Here is a 16,932-nt window from a genome sequence, read left to right on the forward strand (position 1 = left end):
TTATCTTGTATAAGGCACTTAGATTTCACAAACAATCTAGATTAAAAAATTATTTTTTAGACTTATCTTCAAGCTCAATGCCGAATCTCAGCCGTTTCCTCACTAGTAAAATGTAATTTATTATCTTTTAAGGAAACATGAATTGTTTCTCCAGCAGCAAATTCCCCCGTTAATAAAGCCTGTGCTAAGGGGTTCTCAAGTTCTTGTTGGATAGTTCGTTTAAGTGGTCTTGCACCATAAACCGGATCAAAGCCTGCTTCGCCCAAATAAGCAAGTGCTGCAGGTTCTATATCTAAATGAATATTAAGCTGCTGTAAACGTTGTTGTAAGTTTCCAATTTGAATACCAGCAATGGTAGTAATTTGCTCTTTATCGAGTGGATGAAATACAACCGTATCATCGATACGATTAATAAATTCAGGACGAAAATGTTGACTTACTATCCCCATGACTGCCTCTTTAAGTTGATCATAGGTTACTTTGGAAGCCATATCTTGAATTAAAGGTGAGCCTAAATTTGATGTCATCACAATAACTGTATTACGGAAATCAACAGTACGGCCCTGGCCATCTGTTAAGCGTCCATCGTCTAAAACTTGTAATAAGATATTAAAAACATCAGTATGCGCTTTCTCGATTTCATCTAATAAAATAACCGAATAAGGTCGCCTTCTTACCGCTTCAGTTAAATAACCGCCTTCCTCATAGCCTACATAACCTGGCGGAGCGCCGATTAAGCGTGCAACAGAATGTTTTTCCATAAACTCAGACATATCAATACGGACCATTGCTTCACTAGTATCAAACAAAAAGGCAGCTAGCGCTTTACAAAGTTCAGTTTTACCTACACCAGTTGGCCCTAAGAAGAGGAAAGAGCCAATGGGACGATTAGGGTCTGAAAGGCCTGCACGTGAGCGACGAATTGCATTAGAAACAACGTCCACTGCTTCATTTTGGCCAATTAGGCGCTTATGTAGAGCTTCTTCCATATGCAATAATTTCTCTTTTTCACCTTCAAGCATTTTAGCAACAGGGATACCTGTCCATTTAGAAACAACCTCTGCAATTTCTTCTTCTGTTACTTTATTTCTAACTAAATGAGGTTCAGCATGATCTTCTTTCTCATTAACTTGAAGAAGCTGTTTTTCAAGCTCAGGTATACGGCCATATTGCAATTCAGACATACGAGCTAGATCACCTGCTCGGCGTGCAGTTTCTAACTCAGCTTTAGCTTGCTCTAATGCTTCTTTAATATGGGTTGCACCTTGCAAGGTTGCTTTCTCAGCTTTCCAGATTTCTTCTAAATCTGTATAATTTTTTTCTAGTTCATCAATGCTATGTTGTAAATCTTGAAGACGTTTTTTAGATGCTTCATCATTTTCTTTTTTAAGTGCCTCTCTTTCTATTTTTAACTGAATTAAGCGACGCTCCAATTTATCTAAGCTTTCAGGCTTAGAATCAATTTCCATACGAATTAAACTCGCTGCTTCATCAATTAAGTCAATAGCTTTATCAGGAAGTTGACGATCGCTAATATAACGATGTGAAAGGGTTGCAGCAGCAATAATAGCGGGGTCTGTGATTTCAACACCATGATGGACTTCATAACGTTCTTTGAGACCACGAAGAATTGCAATAGTATCTTCAACAGAAGGCTCATCAATTAATACTTTTTGAAAGCGGCGTTCAAGTGCTGCATCTTTCTCAATATATTGACGGTATTCATCTAGAGTTGTGGCGCCAATACAATGCAATTCGCCGCGCGCTAGGGCAGGTTTGAGCATATTACCTGCATCCATTGCGCCCTCAGCTTTACCTGCACCAACCATAGTATGTAATTCATCAATAAATAAAATAATTTGACCTTCTTGTTTACTTAAATCTTTTAAAACACCTTTTAAGCGTTCTTCAAATTCACCACGAAATTTAGCACCAGCAATAAGTGCTCCCATATCTAGTGAAAGTAGACGTTTGTTTTTTAAACCTTCTGGCACTTCACCATTAATAATACGTTGTGCTAAGCCTTCAACAATCGCTGTTTTACCCACTCCAGGCTCGCCAATTAATACTGGATTATTTTTAGTACGTCGTTGTAAAACTTGAATAGTGCGCCTTATCTCATCATCGCGACCAATTACAGGATCAAGTTTACCTTGTTCAGCACGTTCAGTTAAATCAAGCGTGTATTTTTCCAGTGCTTGACGTTGATCTTCAGCATTAGGATCGCTTACTGTTTCGCCACCTCGGACATCGTTAATTGCTTTTTCTATAGATTCTTTAGTCGCGCCTGCTTGTTTAAGTAGCCGAGCTAAATTGCTTTCTTCAGTAATGGCAGCCAGTAAAAAAAGTTCACTTGAAATATAGGCATCTTTACGTTGTTGAGCCAATTTATCAGTTAAATTAAGTAGGCGGTTTAGCGCATTTGAAATATGGATATCGCCTCCTGTACCCGTTACTTTAGGCATATTATCAAGGGCTTTATCTAAAGATGTACGAATTTGTGCAATATTGACGCCTGCTTTAGTTAATAAGGGCCTAGTGCTACCACCTTGTTGATCCAATAAGGCTTTTAAAACATGCTCAGGCTCAATAAAACTATTATCCTTACCTAATGCTAGCGATTGTGCATCTGCAAGTGCCATTTGAAATTTTGAGGTAAGTTTATCCATTCGCATTTGTATAACCTCTCTATTTTGACTTAGTTATGCTTGCTTGCATAAGATAAGTCTGGTTAAATATCGACCTTTCTAAATAAGAACAAAACTAAAAGGTATTAATTACAATCTTACTGCCGTAAAATAAGGGCTGAAATTTAAAAAACAAGTAGTATAGCGTATGAATAACTTTCCTAACCAACAGTCTGATTCACAAGCACTATTAAATCAAATCATTCTTGATTATATGCGCGAGCAAAAACGCAAGCGCCGTTGGCGTTGGATAATTCGATTTTTGTTTATTCTATTAATAATCATGGCATATTTTAGACTAAATTTGCTATTTGAGGATGATAAAGAAACTCTAGATAAAGCTCATGCTGGTTTAGTTGATTTAAATGGAACGATATCAGATGAAGGCGCTGGCAATGCCGAAAATTTTGTTAAAGGCTTAGATAAAGCATATAAAAACAAGAATTTAAAAGCCTTAATTGTTCGTATTAATAGCCCGGGTGGAAGCCCTGTACAAGCAGATTATATGTATAGCGCATTGCGATATTATCGTACTAAGTTTCCCGATACTAAAATCTATGCAGTATGCACAGATATGTGTGCTTCAGCGGCTTATTATGTTGCTTCTGCTGCCAATGAAATTTATGCTAATGAATCAAGTATAGTAGGCTCCATAGGGGTAATTTATAATGGTTTTGGCTTCGTTGATATCATACAAAAATTAGGTATTTCTCGTCGCTTACAAACAGCTGGTATAAATAAAGGCTTTTTAGATCCTTTCTCGCCAGTTACACCAGGGCAGCAGCAGCTTTTACAGACTATGCTAAACGACATACACCAGCAGTTTATTAATCGAGTAAAAGAAGGGCGTGGCAATCGTTTAGTAATTGATAATCAAACTTTTTCTGGTTTATTTTGGACTGGCGGGCAAGCTAAAGCACGTGGTCTTATTGATGGTTTCGCAAGCAGTGGTCAACTAGCTCGCGATATTTTAAAACTTGATTCAGTCATAGATTATACTTATAAGCAAAACGTTTTCGAAAGAGTAAGCCGTAACGTAGGAGCCGCTATTGCTGATCAACTTCCTAAAGCCTTAGGCCTTCAATCTAGTATTAAAGAATAATTTCTAGCTTAACAGCTAAGGAATCAGATATCTCCTTAGCTGTTAAATACATCAACAGATTTGTTATAGATTATCTTCAAGCTATCGTGCCTTATCTATTACATAGATTTAAATAATTTTCTTTTTAGACTTCTACATTGCTTAATTTTTTTATACAGCTAGCTAAAAAATTGCATTTTATAAAAAACAGCGTATGCTGAAGTATAAGCTGCAATTTTAACTAATATAATAATTATTAAATTTTCTAGCTACTATATTATGCCAAACAATTCCTTATATTTATGTAATTTTGACAAACAGAAATTTAATTTTGTAAATAAAGATTTTAAGCAAGTTACTCCCCAAAAGTTAAATGGTTTATTTGCCTATCTTTTATATAAAAATATAAATTTGCAAGATGTAAGTTTACTCGCTCTCAGTAAATTAAATGAGTATGGTAGTAATCATGCAGGTATCAATCTATTGCAAAAAGCTTTAAGGAAAAAATTAGAAAAGGTGGTGCCTAAGCCTGAAGATATTATTTTAACCCCAAATGAGCCAAGCTTTGGCGGTGAAATACTTTTTTTAAATGGTGAAATTATTTTTTGGAATTTTAAAAGTACTAGTTATTCATTAAGTCATGAAGAATTACATGATGATAACCCAGATTTAGGCTACCAAATCTATACATCTGGTTTACCTCCCGAACGCTTTATTAGTATAGAGAAAGCTAAGAACTTTGAAGAAAATTATTTGAAGTCTTATTTCTTTTCTGATGGCGACTATAAGATAGATGCACAACAAGTTGTTCAAATGCTTTCTGACAACCTCCGGTTAGCATCTCCATCAATTGATCCAATAATAGTACAGCAACCAAAAGAAATTGGCGCAGGGAGTAAAAATACTATTGCAATTACGCCTGCAAGCTGTGCTTTTTCTTTTTTTAGAAGTAGGCCATTAAGTCAAGCGTTATCACCTGCAATAAGCTTTAATTCCCCTAAATATTAAATGATAGAAGCTCATACCACTAACTGAGAGGTTGTTTTAGTTCTTTTGGAATAGAAATTACATTTCAAGATAACTATTTTTTAGCATGATTATTAATTAATATGGACTTAAATACACCTTTCATCTGGGTTCAAAATAGCCATTTGAACTACCAAAGCATTAACTTAAGAATTCTGTCATTTATGCAGGTAGAAATCTAACTTTGCTCGCACGGTACCTAGATAGCAATAGATTTCTGCCTAGGTGGGAATAACAAAATGGAAATCTATCTTAATATTTTGGTACTCTTTAAAAACCATGTCACTTTCGCGCAGGCGGAAATCTATCTTATGCTGATATTGAACTAACTTCCTGCCTGCGTAAGAATAACAAAGCTGTTTTTAAGTTGACGTCATTACCTGAACTACTACCTATCATTATTTCTATACGCAAAAATACTTTAATTACTTGATTAGCTATTCATGATAGGTGCTAATGTTTGTAGAATTGATTTAAAAATTTTAGGAGTTCCGGCAATAACATCACCTTGATCAAAGTAATTTTCTCCTCCTTGTAAGTCACTAATTAAGCCGCCGGCTTCTTTAATAAGTAAGGAAGCTGCTGCAATGTCCCAAGGTCTTAAACCAAATTCCCAAAAGCCATCTAAACGTCCGCAAGCTACATAGGCAAGATCAAGTGCGGCTGAGCCAGTACGGCGTACACCTGCACATTTAGTAGCCATGGCCTCAAAAGTAGGTAAGTAACGCTGAGTTAATAAAACATTTCGAAAGGGAACACCAGTACCTAATAAAGCTGCGTTTAATAGTGTTTGTTTTGAAACACGTATACGGCGGTCATTTAATTGAGCACCTCTGCCTCGGCTTGCTGAAAAGCATTCATGTCGAATAGGGTCATATACTACACCATGCTCAATCCGATTTTTTATTTTAACGGCAATAGAGACTGAAAAAAAAGGAAATCCATGTAAATAATTGTTTGTTCCATCTAGTGGGTCAATAATCCAAACTATTTCTGCATTATCATTAAATAAGCCACTTTCTTCAGCTAAAATTCCATGCTCCGGATAGGCTTTGTGAATAGTTTTAATAATAGCTTGCTCAGCTTTAACATCCACCTCACTAAAAAAATCATTTGTACCTTTAGCACTAACTTTAATTCTATCAACTAACTCAAGATTACGTAGAATGATTTCACCTGCCTGCCGGGCAGCATTAATAGCAATATTTAGTAATGGTTGCATGCGTTGCTCTTAGAATACAAAATCAGGTATTCTATCATGTTTTTTAATTTAAGGCAGTTGCTATAAAATTTAAACTTACGTTAATTAATTGCAACATATTGTTCTATAAAATAACTCAATAACACTGAAGTATCAAAGCCTTACAATGCAAATTGCAGGCGATAGGCTCGTGTTTAAGAAAATAGATATATTAAAAATTATGGATTTTAATTCAATACGTATTGTATTAGTGTCTACTTCACATCCAGGTAATATTGGCTCAACCGCGCGAGCTATGAAAACAATGGGTTTTAGTCGGCTTTATCTAGTTTCGCCGAAATCATTTCCTGATTTAAAGGCATTTGAATTAGCTGCTGGCGCTGATGATATATTACAACAGTGTGTGGTAGTCACTTCTTTAAATGATGCTTTAGAGGATTGTCAGCTAATTATTGGTACTAGTGCGAGGCCAAGAGGAATAGAGCTACCAGGACTGTTGCCTAGGGATTGTGCTAAACTTGTTGCGACTCAACCAGATGCAACAGAAATAGCTATTGTTTTTGGTAGGGAGCATGCTGGCTTAACAAATGAAGAATTATTACAGTGCCATTATCATGTCACTATTCCTAGTAATTCTGTTTATAGTTCATTAAATTTAGCCCAAGCAGTACAAATTATTGCGTATGAACTGAGGCTTGCTTTGTTGACGCCTACCCTAAAAATTAACCATACTCAAGATAGATTAGCAACAGGTAAGGAAATCGAACAGTTCTATAATCATTTAACTGAAGTTTTGTTGGAAATTAATTTTTTAAAAAAAGATAATCCGCGTCGATTAAAAGAACGATTGAGAAGGCTATTTAACCGCGTAGGTTTGGAAAAAATGGAAATTAATATTTTACGTGGCATTCTTACCTACGTACAAAGAGCACTACGAAAGAGTGAGAAATAAAGTAAGTGAGCGTTGAAAAGTTACCTATTTATTTTGATTATATGGCTACTACACCAGTAGACCCTCGAGTTATTAAAAAGATGATGGACTATCTTGGGCCGGAGGGAGCTTTTGGTAATCCAACATCAATGACCCATATCTATGGCAAGCTAGCAGCATTGGCGGTTGAAAATGCACGCTTACAGATTGCAAACGTTATTTCTGCCAGTCCCAATGAAATTCTTTTTACCTCAGGTGCAACAGAAGCCAATAACCTTGCAATTATTGGTGCTGCTCATTTTTATCAACGCAAAGGTAAGCATCTTATTACCATGACTACAGAGCATAAAGCCGTACTTGATAGCTTTGCTCAGTTAGAGAAAGAAGGGTTTATAGTTACCTATTTAAAGCCTAAACAAGATGGTTTATTAGATATAGAGGAATTAAACCGTGCTTTGCAGCCAGATACTATTTTAGTTTCAATTATGCACGTTAACAATGAAATTGGCGTTATTCAAGATATCAAAAGTATTGGTAATTTACTAAAAGACCAAGGCATCATTTTTCATGTTGATGCAGCACAAAGCGCAGGTAAATTACCCATTAATTTACAAGAGTTAGCGGTAGATTTACTGTCTTTATCGGCGCATAAGAATTATGGCCCTAAAGGTATAGGCGCATTATATATTCGTCATAAACCTCGCATTCGCATTGAACCTCGCTCTTTCGGAGGTGCTCATGAAGGAGGCTTACGAGCAGGCACACTACCTACGCATCAAATAGTAGGTATGGGTGAAGCATTTGCTTTAGGTGAATTAGGGCGCGTCGATGAGCAGGCCAGATTATTATCTTTAAGGCAAAAGCTTTGGCAAGGAATAAAAGATATTCCTGGGATTAAATTAAACGGGCATCCTACTGCACGAATAGCTGGTAATCTTAATTTGACATTTTCTGGTTTGCACGGCGAGTCTTTATTACTAGCTTTACGGCAATTAGCTGTTTCGACTACCTCTGCTTGTGCATCTGCCAGCTTGCAACCCTCTTATGTTTTAAAGGAACTTGGTTTAAGTGATAATGCTGCATATAGTTCAATTCGGTTATCGATAGGTCGTTTCACCACAGAGCAAGATATCAATCAAGCAATTGAGATTATCAACTTACAAATTCTGCGTCTACAGCAAATGGCGTCTTTATGAATTATAATAAGCTTGTAGAGAGTTACTTTTTTCAACCAAAACATGTAGGTACATTAGATAATACCTTGTCAAGAACTGTATATTGTTCTTTAAGTGATGCCTTTAAAAGTAACTATTTTAATTTGTATTTAGCTTGTAATGAAGCCGGGTTAATTGTAACAGCATGCTTTAAAGCGTGTGGTAGTCCTTATTTAATTGCTAGTCTTGAGTGGCTTTGTCAACAATTAGAAGGGAGTGATATTGGGGAACATCCCCAATTGTCTTATCGAACTTTAATAAAGCAATTAGAGATACCTAATCATCTATATCCGATAGCGATCTTGGTTGAAAAAGGCTATAACCATATTATATTAGCGATGAAAGAAAAGCTTAATGAGGAAAAAAATGAGTGAAGTTGTTAATTATACAAGTAGCCGTGAGAACGTAGGGGTTACATTAACTGATGCAGCAAAACAGCATATAATAACCTATCTTAATAAAGAGCCGGAAAGTAAGGGTGTTCGTTTTGCAGTGAAAAAGACAGGCTGTTCGGGGTTATCTTACGTAGTAGATTACGTAATTCATCCGCAAGAAAATGACATCGCGCAATCTTTAAATGAGAACTATCAAATCTGGATTGATAAGGCAAGTTATCCTTTTCTAAAAGGTATGATAATTGATTATGTCAAACAAGGGTTAAATTATAAATTCATTTTTGACAACCCTAATCAAACTGGCCAATGTGGATGTGGTGAAAGTTTCACAGTAGAGTCTTTTGATCTTAATTAAAAGCCTTCAAGGCAAGGATGCTTCGTTTTATATCAATTTTTCTAATACTTCTATAGTTATTATCTTATTTTTAAGCAAATATCTCTTTATTTATTATTGTGCATCTTGATTAATTTTTCATATAAATGTACAATAAAAATTCGGTTCTTAGTTCAAGGATAGCGTATATGTATAATGGTAAGCATCTTAGAAAATATCATTTTGCTTTTAGGCTATAAAAAAAGCTTGATAAATGTTCAATTTTTTCTTAAGCTTCCCTTAATAAATGAATATCAATAAATCAATATTTACATACTTTGTAATATTTGATACTATATGAGCCACGGTGCTCTGTTTATGATAAATAGAGCGTTTTTTATTTAATTAGTTTATTTATTTAAGTATATGGAGAGAGGTAATGAATGCAGTAATGCAGGACATTGAGCAAGTTAATGAAGCATTAACGCAGCAGGTGATAAGCGCTGTAAAGGGATATTTAAACTCAGTGGGCAGTAAAGATGCCAATTTAAATCTTTATCAATTAATTGTTGAAGAGGTTGAAGCACCTTTATTTCGTACTGTTATGGAATTGACTCGCTATAATCAATCCAAAGCTGCTCGTGTATTAGGTGTTAGCCGAGGAACCTTGCGTACTAAACTAAAACGTTATTTCGATGACGAATTTATTGGTACACGTGGTTAATTCTGGCATTTTGAAAAACAATTTGCTACGATAAAAGCAAGCTGGTCAGGCAGTCGCTCTTTATTTACATAAAGGGAGGAAAGTCCGGGCTCCATAGGGTAAAGTGCCAGGTAACGCCTGGGAGGCGAAAGCTTACGGATAGTGCCACAGAAAATATACCGCCTCTTAGGGTCTGTTTGCAAATCTCTAGTCAAGATAGTAGATTTGCAAACAGGCTCTTAAAGGTAAGGGTGAAATGGTGTGGTAAGAGCACACCGCGCAACTGGTAACAGTTGTGGCAGGGAAAACCCCACTTGGAGCAAGACCAAATAGGAACCCATTCTCATTAATTTGAGTGCACATGACCCATGTGGGGTTCGGGTAGGTCGCTTGAGGTATATGGTGACATATATCCTAGATAAATGATTGTCCACGACAGAACCCGGCTTATCGGCCAGCTTGCTTATATTAATAAACTTTTTCGAAACTGTTAGTGATGCGACAAGGTCAAATGAAAAGGTGCTGCAAAAGCGCAGTGTATATAAAGTATATGAATATTTTGAAGTACTTTTTTCATTTGAGATTGGCTGTCAATGACAGCTTCGAAAAAAGTTTAATATTATTTTAAGCTATTTCTAGTTATCCGATAGCGTTTCCTACTAATCTTTAGACTAAAGTATATAAGGCGAAGAAGTTTATATAATACCTACCTAAAGTTTAATAAGTAATGCTATATATTTCACTATCCTCGCTGACAACACTTAGTTAAGAATTCTTGCCGTAGATATATTGCTGTAATTGGCCTTATAAAGCGCTTGTTAAAAATTTCTTTCTCAACCTAGATCTTGATTTTATTTTTCCTGAGACTTACTATCGCCATCTCTAATTATGGAGAGCTTTTGCTATGATGTTATGCATTGATGTTGGTAATTCTCATATTTATGGTGGCGTATTTATTGAAGAAAATTTACAACTTCGCTTTCGTCATACTTCAAAAGTAAGTGCCTCGGATGAATTAGGTATTTTTTTAAAAACTGTTTTACGAGAAAACCAATGCCTGCCAGAAAAGATTAGTGAGATTGCAATTTGTTCAGTTGTTCCACAAATCGATTACTCTTTACGGGCAGCTTGTATTAAATATTTCTCTATAGATCCTTTTGTTTTACAGGCAGGCGTTAAAACTGGGTTAAATATTAAATATAGGAATCCCCTGGAAGTTGGGGCTGATCGTATAGCTAATGCAATCGCCGCAGTATATGCTTATCCTGGTCAAAATATTATTGTTATTGATTTTGGTACGGCCACCACTTTTTGTGCAATTACCGCCCAAAAGGTATATCTAGGTGGTACAATTTTGCCGGGCGTACGTTTATCAGTAGATGCTCTTTCTACTAATACCGCAAGGCTCTCAGCAGTTGAAATAGTTAAAATGGAACAAGCATTGGGGCGCTCTACAGCGGAAAGTATTCAAGCAGGTGTTTTTTTTGGCGCATTAGGTGCTTGTCGTGAGTTACTAACAAAAATTAAAGGGGAAGCTTTCCCTAATCAAGAGGTACTTATACTTGCCACAGGTGGATTTGCTTCATTATTTGAAGAACAAGAGCTCTATCATCACTTAATTCCTGACTTAGTTTTGCAAGGTATTCGCCAAGCGGCCATTATGAATCGCTAACTATTTAATAGCTTTCAGGCCAAACTTTTAATAGAAAATTCAGTAGGCTGTTAAATGCTCTTCTACTAATCACAATAGTTTATTAATAGCCTATTTTAACTTTTCTTTTTCATTTAGATTCCACTTATAAAAATTTGATCAAGTTAACGCTAGAAAATTACATTTCTATGGTGTATAAAAGTGGAGTAAAATATAAAAAAAGTGGAGAATTGTGGGTAAATTAGGTTTACCCACATTACTTAAATATGTTTCGTGGAATCAATACTATTACGTTAGATGCCAAAGGCCGTTTTATGGTGCCTATCCGCTATCGTGAAGTATTATGTGCTGAGGGAGATAATTCATTAGTAATTACTATTGATACTGAGGAACTCTGTCTTCTCGCTTACCCTACAGCACAGTGGCAAATTATCGAGAAAAAATTACAGAATTTACCTAGCTTTGATAGTGTAGCGCGGCGTATTCAACGCTTGTTAATTGGCCATGCTACTGATGTTGAACTAGATAGTAGTGGACGTATTTTATTACCTAGTGTCTTGCGTGAATATGCATCATTAAATAAGCATATGGTTACAATTGGTCAAGGTAATAAATTTGAAATTTGGAATGAAATGTTGTGGCAGCAAAAGCGTGAGCATTGGTTGGCTGAAAAAGCATTGCAATTAGATAGTTTACCAGAGGAAATGAAAAATTTTTCTTTATAATCCTAGAAAAAGTAATTGAAACGGTAGCAAGCCAAAGGTATTGAAGATGTTGGGTTTTTTTGAATTTTTTTGTGAAAGCAGTAGTTGCTACTACAGTAAACGAAAAAAATCAAAAAAGTCTCACAGATTCAGTGCTCTTGGCTTGCGCAGTAGATTTTAACTGCTTTATCTAAGATAACGGGAACATATCATGTCGCATCAGTCTGTGTTGCTGCAAGAATCAATTGAAAGTCTAGCTATTAAAGCTAATGGTATTTATATCGATGGGACGTTCGGTCGTGGTGGTCATAGCCAAGGTATTTTAGATCACTTATCTAATCAAGGCCGCCTGATTGCTATTGATAAAGATCTTGAAGCTATAGAATTTGCGAAAATCCATTTCATTAATGACCCACGATTTCAAATTTTTCAAGGTTCATTTGCCGATTTACCTAATTTTGCTAAGCAAGCAAATGTTTACCAACACGTTAATGGTATTTTACTTGATTTAGGCGTGTCATCACCGCAGTTAGATAATGCTTCACGCGGGTTTAGTTTTATGCAGGCAGGCCCTCTAGATATGCGTATGAATTTACAGCAGTCTTTAGATGCTGCTACTTACGTTAATAATGCACAGTTAGATGAGATGGCAAAAGTATTTTGGACCTATGGTGAGGAACGTTTTGCGCGCCGTATTGCTAAAGCAATTATTGAAGCTAGAGCAAAAGCGCCTATTACAACGACAACAGCGCTAGCGGAGATTATTAAACAAGCTAACCCTAAATGGGAGAAACATAAACATCCGGCAACACGAGTTTTTCAAGCCATCCGAATTCACATTAATAATGAGTTAGATGATCTTAAGAAAGGACTTGAAGGCGCTTTTCAAACTTTAGCGAAAGGTGGTCGTTTAGCAGTTATCAGTTTTCATTCGCTTGAAGATAGAATAGTTAAACAATTTATGCGTGATATGGAAATGGGTCAGCAGTTACCTTTTGATGTACCAATACGCGCAGCAGAAGAAATTAAACGTTTCAAACGTATAGGGAAAGCAATTAAACCAAAAGAAGAGGAAACTAGGCAAAATGTTCGCTCACGCAGTGCCATCCTACGAATAGGAGAAAAAATTGTATGAACGCGGCAGCAAGAATAATTAATCAAAGCACACTATTTAATGGTCAATTATTTGCTATGCGTCTTTCTAAACAGCTTTGGTTTACTTTAATTCTGATGTTGCTTTTTTTAGTAAGTGCTTTATCTGTTGTTTATACAACCAATGAGTACCGTACTAATTTTAGTGAGTTGCAGAAACTTAAGCAGCAAGCGCATTATTTACAATTACAATGGGGACAGTTACTACTTGAGCAGGCAAGCTTAGCCACCCCTGCACGCGTAGAGGCACTTGCAAGACAAAAATTGCAGATGCAGCTTCCAGACGATAAACAAACATTTGTGTTACAGGCTAAATGAAAAAAAATGGTCATCAGTTACGATTAATTGCTGTATCGCTGTTTTTTATTATACTGCTAAGTATATTAGTTTGGCGAATGGTAGATTTAACTGTTTTTCATCGACAATTCTTAAAAGGGCAGGGTGATGCGCGTAGTTTACGCATTCAAGATATCCCTGCTTATCGAGGTATGATTACAGACAGACAAGGTATACCACTTGCAGTTAGTACACCGGTACAATCTGTCTGGGTCAATCCAAAAGGGTTCTCGCCAACAAGTGAGCAACTTAATAAATTAGCGCAGCTTATTGGTATTTCCCCAAAAATATTAGCCAATCGTGTTAAGCAAGCAAATACTCGGGAATTTCTTTATTTGCAACGTCAATTACCACCAACATTAGCTAAAAAAATTGAGCTGTTAAAAATTCCTGGCATTAATTTTCAACAAGAGTTTAAACGCTATTATCCAGAGGCAGATAGTACCGCACAGTTAATTGGTTTCACAAATATTGACGATGTAGGTATAGAAGGTTTGGAGTTAGCTTATCAAGATTGGCTAATGGGCGTTCCTGGTAAAAAGCGAGTCCTTAAAGATAAAATGGGACGAATTATTGAAGAGTTAGGGGTCATTAAGGAGCCTCGTCCAGGGCAGGATTTGGTATTAAGTATTGATAGGCGGATTCAATATTTAGCTTATCATGAACTGCAAAATACCTTGGAAAAATTTTCTGCTAAATCAGGTTCTGTTGTAGTCTTAGATGCTCAAACTGGTGAGATTCTTGCAGCTGCCAATTCGCCATCTTTTAATCCTAATGTGCGTGGACGTTATTCACGTGATAAATACCGTAATAAAGCATTAACTGATATTTTTGAGCCAGGCTCGGTCATTAAACCTTTTAGTATTGCTAGTGCGTTGGGAAGTGGTTTAATAAAACCTGAAACGATCATTGATACACGGCCTAGCTGGATGACAGTCCATGGGCATACGATAAGAGATTTACATAATTATGGGGTATTAGATGTAACAGGTGTTTTGCAGCATTCAAGTAATGTTGGTGTATCTAAAATGATTCTTTTAAGTCCGCCTGAACAATATATTGGTTTATTGCAACGAAGTGGTTTTGGCCAGCGTACAGAAAGTGGCTATCCTGGTGAAAGTGACGGAGGCATTGTTAAAATTAAAGATGCTAATCCATTTGTTTTAGCTACTTTAAGTTTTGGTTATGGTCTCTCAGTAACTGCTTTGCAGTTAGCAAAAGGTTATTTAATTTTTGCGAATGGCGGTAAATCGTTGCCAGTTACGCTATTGCATAAAGAATCCCCTGACGTGGGTGAGCAAGTTATTGATGAAAAAACAGCTAGTCATGTGTTAGCTATGCTTGAGGCTGTACTAGGAAATGAAGGCACAGGTAAACAGGCCCGCATACCTGGTTATCGAGTTGCTGGCAAAACGGGTACAGCTCGAATTGCTGGTAAGAAAGGCTATCAAGAAAATAAACATATCGCGAGTTTTGTAGGTATTGCCCCTGTTTCAAAACCAAGGCTTATTGTTGTCGTAGTTATTCATGAACCCACGCGTACTAGTTACTATGGTGCAGCAGTAGCGGCACCCCTTTTTGCTCAAGTAATGTCAGGCTCATTACGAATTTTAAATATTCCTCCCGATAAAACAACAGGTTAGTTTATTTTATGAAATTAAACACGCTACTTATGCCATGGATTCAGGATGAAATACCTTCTCTAGAGATTCTAGGTATTCATAATGATAGTCGCCAGGTTGCTCAAGGGTTTCTGTTTTGTGCTTATCCTGGAGCTCTTAATGATGGTCGTAGATATATTGAGCAAGCTGTAAAAGCAGGCGCTATTGCCATTTTATATGAGCCTAAAGACTATAATATTAATACTACATTTACAGCGGACATAGCATTAATACCCTTTCCCAATTTAGCACAGCACTTAGCAGCAATTGCCAGCCGATTTTATGATGAGCCAAGTAAAAAATTGCACCTTACCGGTGTTACCGGTACTAATGGTAAAACTACAATCGCTTATCAATTAGCGCAAGCACATCAACTGTTAGGTTATCAGTCCGCTTATATTGGCACTATTGGTCAAGGTAAAGTGAATAATCTTACTTTGTTAGATAATACAACACCTGACGGTTTATGCTTACAAAAACTTTTTCATGATTATTGGTGTCAGGGTATATCGTTTGTATGTATGGAAGTTTCTTCACATGCTTTAGCTCAACAGAGAGTAGATGAGGTTAGCTTTGAGCAAGCTATTTTTACAAATCTTACTTTAGATCACCTTGATTATCACCAAACTATGGAAGCTTATGCTAATGCTAAAGCGAGATTATTTTCTTATTCATCACTTAAAGTTGCTATTTTAAATAAAGATGATAAATATACTACATTAATGCAGTCACAGCTGGCGCAGTCTTGTAAAGTCCTAACCTATGGCTTACAGAAAGGCTGTGATGTGCAAGCAACAGATTGCCAAGTTACTATGACAGGCACAATCATTAATATTATATCACCGTGGGGGCCAGCGCAGTTAAAAGTTAAAACGTTAGGTTACTTTAATATTTATAATGCGTTAGCAATTTTTACTAGTTTACTAGCTAGTGATTATCCATTAAAACAAGTTATTGCTATTATGGAGCAGCTTTCACCAGCGCCAGGACGAATGGAAGTGGTGAATCAATCTCCGTGTATTGTAGTGGACTATGCGCATACGCCTGATGCGCTAGAAAATGTGTTAAAAACATTAAGTCATTTGAAAGAAGGACGATTAATTGTGGTTTTTGGCTGTGGCGGGGACAGAGATAAAACTAAACGGCCAATGATGGGGAATATAGCAGCAAGTTATGCTGATATAGCCATTATTACAAGTGATAATCCCCGAACAGAAGATCCAGAGCAAATTATTACAGAAATTAAACAAGGTATAACTGCTAATCATGCCACTGTTTATCAATTAGAAGATAGAAAAATGGCTATCAAAAAAGCTATTAGTTTAGCGAATAATAACGATATCATTTTAATTGCTGGTAAAGGCCATGAGGATTACCAACAAATTGGTAGAGTAAAACATCCCTTTTCTGATCAGCTAATTATCAAGGAAATGGTCAACTCTTTCGCATAAGAATTTTATATGGGTTGGGCCTCAGAGGAGCTTTACAACTGATGTAGCCCGGGTGAAAGCCCCTCGGGTCGAAACCCGGGTTTCACTTTGTTTCACCCAGGCTACCAGTACTTAAACTCTTTTATGTCCAAAGCAGCGGTGCCTTAAGGCTTTTTGACTTACTCTACGTCCCTCGGCTTGTCCGAGGGATCCAGGAATATCGCTCAAGGACTAAAACTCTGGATCCCGTGGACAAGTCACGGGACGTAGACTAGGCAAGGTAGCCTGAGTGAAGGCCCCGGGCCGAAACCCGAGTTTCACTTTGTTTCACCCAGGCTACCAGTACTTAAACTCTTTTATGTCCAAAGCAGCGGTGCCTTAAGGTTTTTTGACTTACTCTACGTCCCTCGGCTTGTCCGAGGGATCCAGGAATATCGCTCAAGGACT

At 36.7% G+C, this 16,932-nt stretch carries 15 protein-coding genes and 1 other RNA gene; 14 read left to right on the forward strand and 2 right to left on the reverse strand.

Going from position 1 to position 16,932, the window contains the following annotated elements; genetic code table 11:
* Window positions 1-74: 74 nt before the first annotated feature.
* Window positions 75-2,675, reverse strand: a complete 2,601-nt coding sequence (clpB, locus tag ACNVED_RS03525; RefSeq protein ID WP_419420384.1) for an ATP-dependent chaperone ClpB — start codon at window positions 2,673-2,675, stop codon at window positions 75-77.
* A 160-nt stretch (window positions 2,676-2,835) separates the two neighbouring features.
* On the opposite strand from clpB, the gene ACNVED_RS03530 reads away from it, so the two are divergent.
* Window positions 2,836-3,789: a S49 family peptidase gene (locus ACNVED_RS03530; RefSeq protein WP_419420385.1), complete on the forward strand. Its 954-nt coding sequence runs from the start codon at window positions 2,836-2,838 to the stop codon at window positions 3,787-3,789.
* 258 nt (window positions 3,790-4,047) lie between these two features.
* Window positions 4,048-4,776, forward strand: a complete 729-nt coding sequence (locus ACNVED_RS03535; RefSeq protein WP_419420386.1) for a hypothetical protein — start codon at window positions 4,048-4,050, stop codon at window positions 4,774-4,776.
* 451 nt (window positions 4,777-5,227) lie between these two features.
* On the opposite strand, the gene ACNVED_RS03540 is transcribed toward ACNVED_RS03535, so the two are convergent.
* Window positions 5,228-6,016, reverse strand: a complete 789-nt coding sequence (locus ACNVED_RS03540) for an inositol monophosphatase family protein (RefSeq protein ID WP_419420387.1) — start codon at window positions 6,014-6,016, stop codon at window positions 5,228-5,230.
* A gap of 199 nt (window positions 6,017-6,215) precedes the next feature.
* Here ACNVED_RS03540 and ACNVED_RS03545 point away from each other — a divergent pair, with 199 nt between their 5' ends.
* The 12 genes from ACNVED_RS03545 (at window position 6,216) to ACNVED_RS03600 (ending at window position 16,506) form a co-directional block, all read left to right on the forward strand.
* Window positions 6,216-6,947: an RNA methyltransferase gene (locus ACNVED_RS03545; protein WP_419421138.1), complete on the forward strand. Its 732-nt coding sequence runs from the start codon at window positions 6,216-6,218 to the stop codon at window positions 6,945-6,947.
* Between the two features lie 5 nt (window positions 6,948-6,952).
* A complete protein-coding gene (locus ACNVED_RS03550; protein WP_419420388.1) occupies window positions 6,953-8,122 on the forward strand; it encodes an IscS subfamily cysteine desulfurase in 1,170 nt (389 codons plus the stop codon).
* Window positions 8,119-8,514 carry an iron-sulfur cluster assembly scaffold protein gene (locus tag ACNVED_RS03555; protein WP_419420389.1) on the forward strand — a complete coding sequence of 132 codons (396 nt, stop codon included), beginning with the start codon at window positions 8,119-8,121 and terminating at the stop codon, window positions 8,512-8,514. The genes ACNVED_RS03550 and ACNVED_RS03555 overlap by 4 nt, the downstream gene beginning before the upstream one ends.
* On the forward strand, window positions 8,507-8,890 hold the full coding sequence (locus ACNVED_RS03560; RefSeq protein WP_419420390.1) for a HesB/IscA family protein: 384 nt from the start codon (window positions 8,507-8,509) through the stop codon (window positions 8,888-8,890). The genes ACNVED_RS03555 and ACNVED_RS03560 overlap by 8 nt, the downstream gene beginning before the upstream one ends.
* A gap of 397 nt (window positions 8,891-9,287) precedes the next feature.
* Window positions 9,288-9,572 carry a helix-turn-helix domain-containing protein gene (locus ACNVED_RS03565; protein ID WP_419420391.1) on the forward strand — a complete coding sequence of 95 codons (285 nt, stop codon included), beginning with the start codon at window positions 9,288-9,290 and terminating at the stop codon, window positions 9,570-9,572.
* A 37-nt stretch (window positions 9,573-9,609) separates the two neighbouring features.
* Window positions 9,610-10,017, forward strand: an RNA gene (gene rnpB / locus ACNVED_RS03570) — RNase P RNA component class A.
* 438 nt (window positions 10,018-10,455) lie between these two features.
* Window positions 10,456-11,223, forward strand: coding sequence for a type III pantothenate kinase (locus tag ACNVED_RS03575; protein ID WP_419420392.1), 768 nt, complete (start codon window positions 10,456-10,458; stop codon window positions 11,221-11,223).
* Between the two features lie 245 nt (window positions 11,224-11,468).
* Complete coding sequence (gene mraZ, locus ACNVED_RS03580) at window positions 11,469-11,927, forward strand: division/cell wall cluster transcriptional repressor MraZ (RefSeq protein WP_419420393.1); 459 nt, start codon at window positions 11,469-11,471, stop codon at window positions 11,925-11,927.
* A 187-nt stretch (window positions 11,928-12,114) separates the two neighbouring features.
* A complete protein-coding gene (gene rsmH, locus ACNVED_RS03585; RefSeq protein WP_419421139.1) occupies window positions 12,115-13,041 on the forward strand; it encodes a 16S rRNA (cytosine(1402)-N(4))-methyltransferase RsmH in 927 nt (308 codons plus the stop codon).
* Entirely contained in the window at window positions 13,038-13,376 is a 339-nt protein-coding gene (gene ftsL / locus ACNVED_RS03590) for a cell division protein FtsL (RefSeq protein ID WP_419420394.1), read from the forward strand. Before rsmH ends, ftsL begins: the two co-directional genes overlap by 4 nt.
* Window positions 13,373-15,037 carry a peptidoglycan D,D-transpeptidase FtsI family protein gene (locus ACNVED_RS03595; protein ID WP_419420395.1) on the forward strand — a complete coding sequence of 555 codons (1,665 nt, stop codon included), beginning with the start codon at window positions 13,373-13,375 and terminating at the stop codon, window positions 15,035-15,037. The genes ftsL and ACNVED_RS03595 overlap by 4 nt, the downstream gene beginning before the upstream one ends.
* Window positions 15,038-15,045: 8 nt before the next feature.
* Complete coding sequence (locus ACNVED_RS03600; RefSeq protein ID WP_419420396.1) at window positions 15,046-16,506, forward strand: UDP-N-acetylmuramoyl-L-alanyl-D-glutamate--2,6-diaminopimelate ligase; 1,461 nt, start codon at window positions 15,046-15,048, stop codon at window positions 16,504-16,506.
* The last annotated feature ends 426 nt before the right edge of the window (window positions 16,507-16,932 follow it).

The sequence above is a fragment of the Legionella sp. D16C41 genome, assembly GCF_048541585.1.
Classification (GTDB): Bacteria; Pseudomonadota; Gammaproteobacteria; order Legionellales; family Legionellaceae; genus Legionella_C.

What these genes read in the sequence shown, in the direction of transcription:
- ACNVED_RS03600 (WP_419420396.1), top strand. Translation starts at nt 15,046, where the DNA reads ATGAAATTAAACACGCTACTTATGCCATGGATTCAGGATGAAATACCT.
- ACNVED_RS03535 (WP_419420386.1), top strand. Translation starts at nt 4,048, where the DNA reads ATGCCAAACAATTCCTTATATTTATGTAATTTTGACAAACAGAAATTT.
- clpB (WP_419420384.1), bottom strand. Translation starts at nt 2,675, where the DNA reads ATGCGAATGGATAAACTTACCTCAAAATTTCAAATGGCACTTGCAGAT.
- ACNVED_RS03560 (WP_419420390.1), top strand. Translation starts at nt 8,507, where the DNA reads ATGAGTGAAGTTGTTAATTATACAAGTAGCCGTGAGAACGTAGGGGTT.
- ACNVED_RS03545 (WP_419421138.1), top strand. Translation starts at nt 6,216, where the DNA reads ATGGATTTTAATTCAATACGTATTGTATTAGTGTCTACTTCACATCCA.
- ACNVED_RS03575 (WP_419420392.1), top strand. Translation starts at nt 10,456, where the DNA reads ATGATGTTATGCATTGATGTTGGTAATTCTCATATTTATGGTGGCGTA.
- ACNVED_RS03555 (WP_419420389.1), top strand. Translation starts at nt 8,119, where the DNA reads ATGAATTATAATAAGCTTGTAGAGAGTTACTTTTTTCAACCAAAACAT.
- mraZ (WP_419420393.1), top strand. Translation starts at nt 11,469, where the DNA reads ATGTTTCGTGGAATCAATACTATTACGTTAGATGCCAAAGGCCGTTTT.
- ACNVED_RS03530 (WP_419420385.1), top strand. Translation starts at nt 2,836, where the DNA reads ATGAATAACTTTCCTAACCAACAGTCTGATTCACAAGCACTATTAAAT.
- ACNVED_RS03595 (WP_419420395.1), top strand. Translation starts at nt 13,373, where the DNA reads ATGAAAAAAAATGGTCATCAGTTACGATTAATTGCTGTATCGCTGTTT.
- ftsL (WP_419420394.1), top strand. Translation starts at nt 13,038, where the DNA reads ATGAACGCGGCAGCAAGAATAATTAATCAAAGCACACTATTTAATGGT.
- ACNVED_RS03565 (WP_419420391.1), top strand. Translation starts at nt 9,288, where the DNA reads ATGAATGCAGTAATGCAGGACATTGAGCAAGTTAATGAAGCATTAACG.
- ACNVED_RS03540 (WP_419420387.1), bottom strand. Translation starts at nt 6,016, where the DNA reads ATGCAACCATTACTAAATATTGCTATTAATGCTGCCCGGCAGGCAGGT.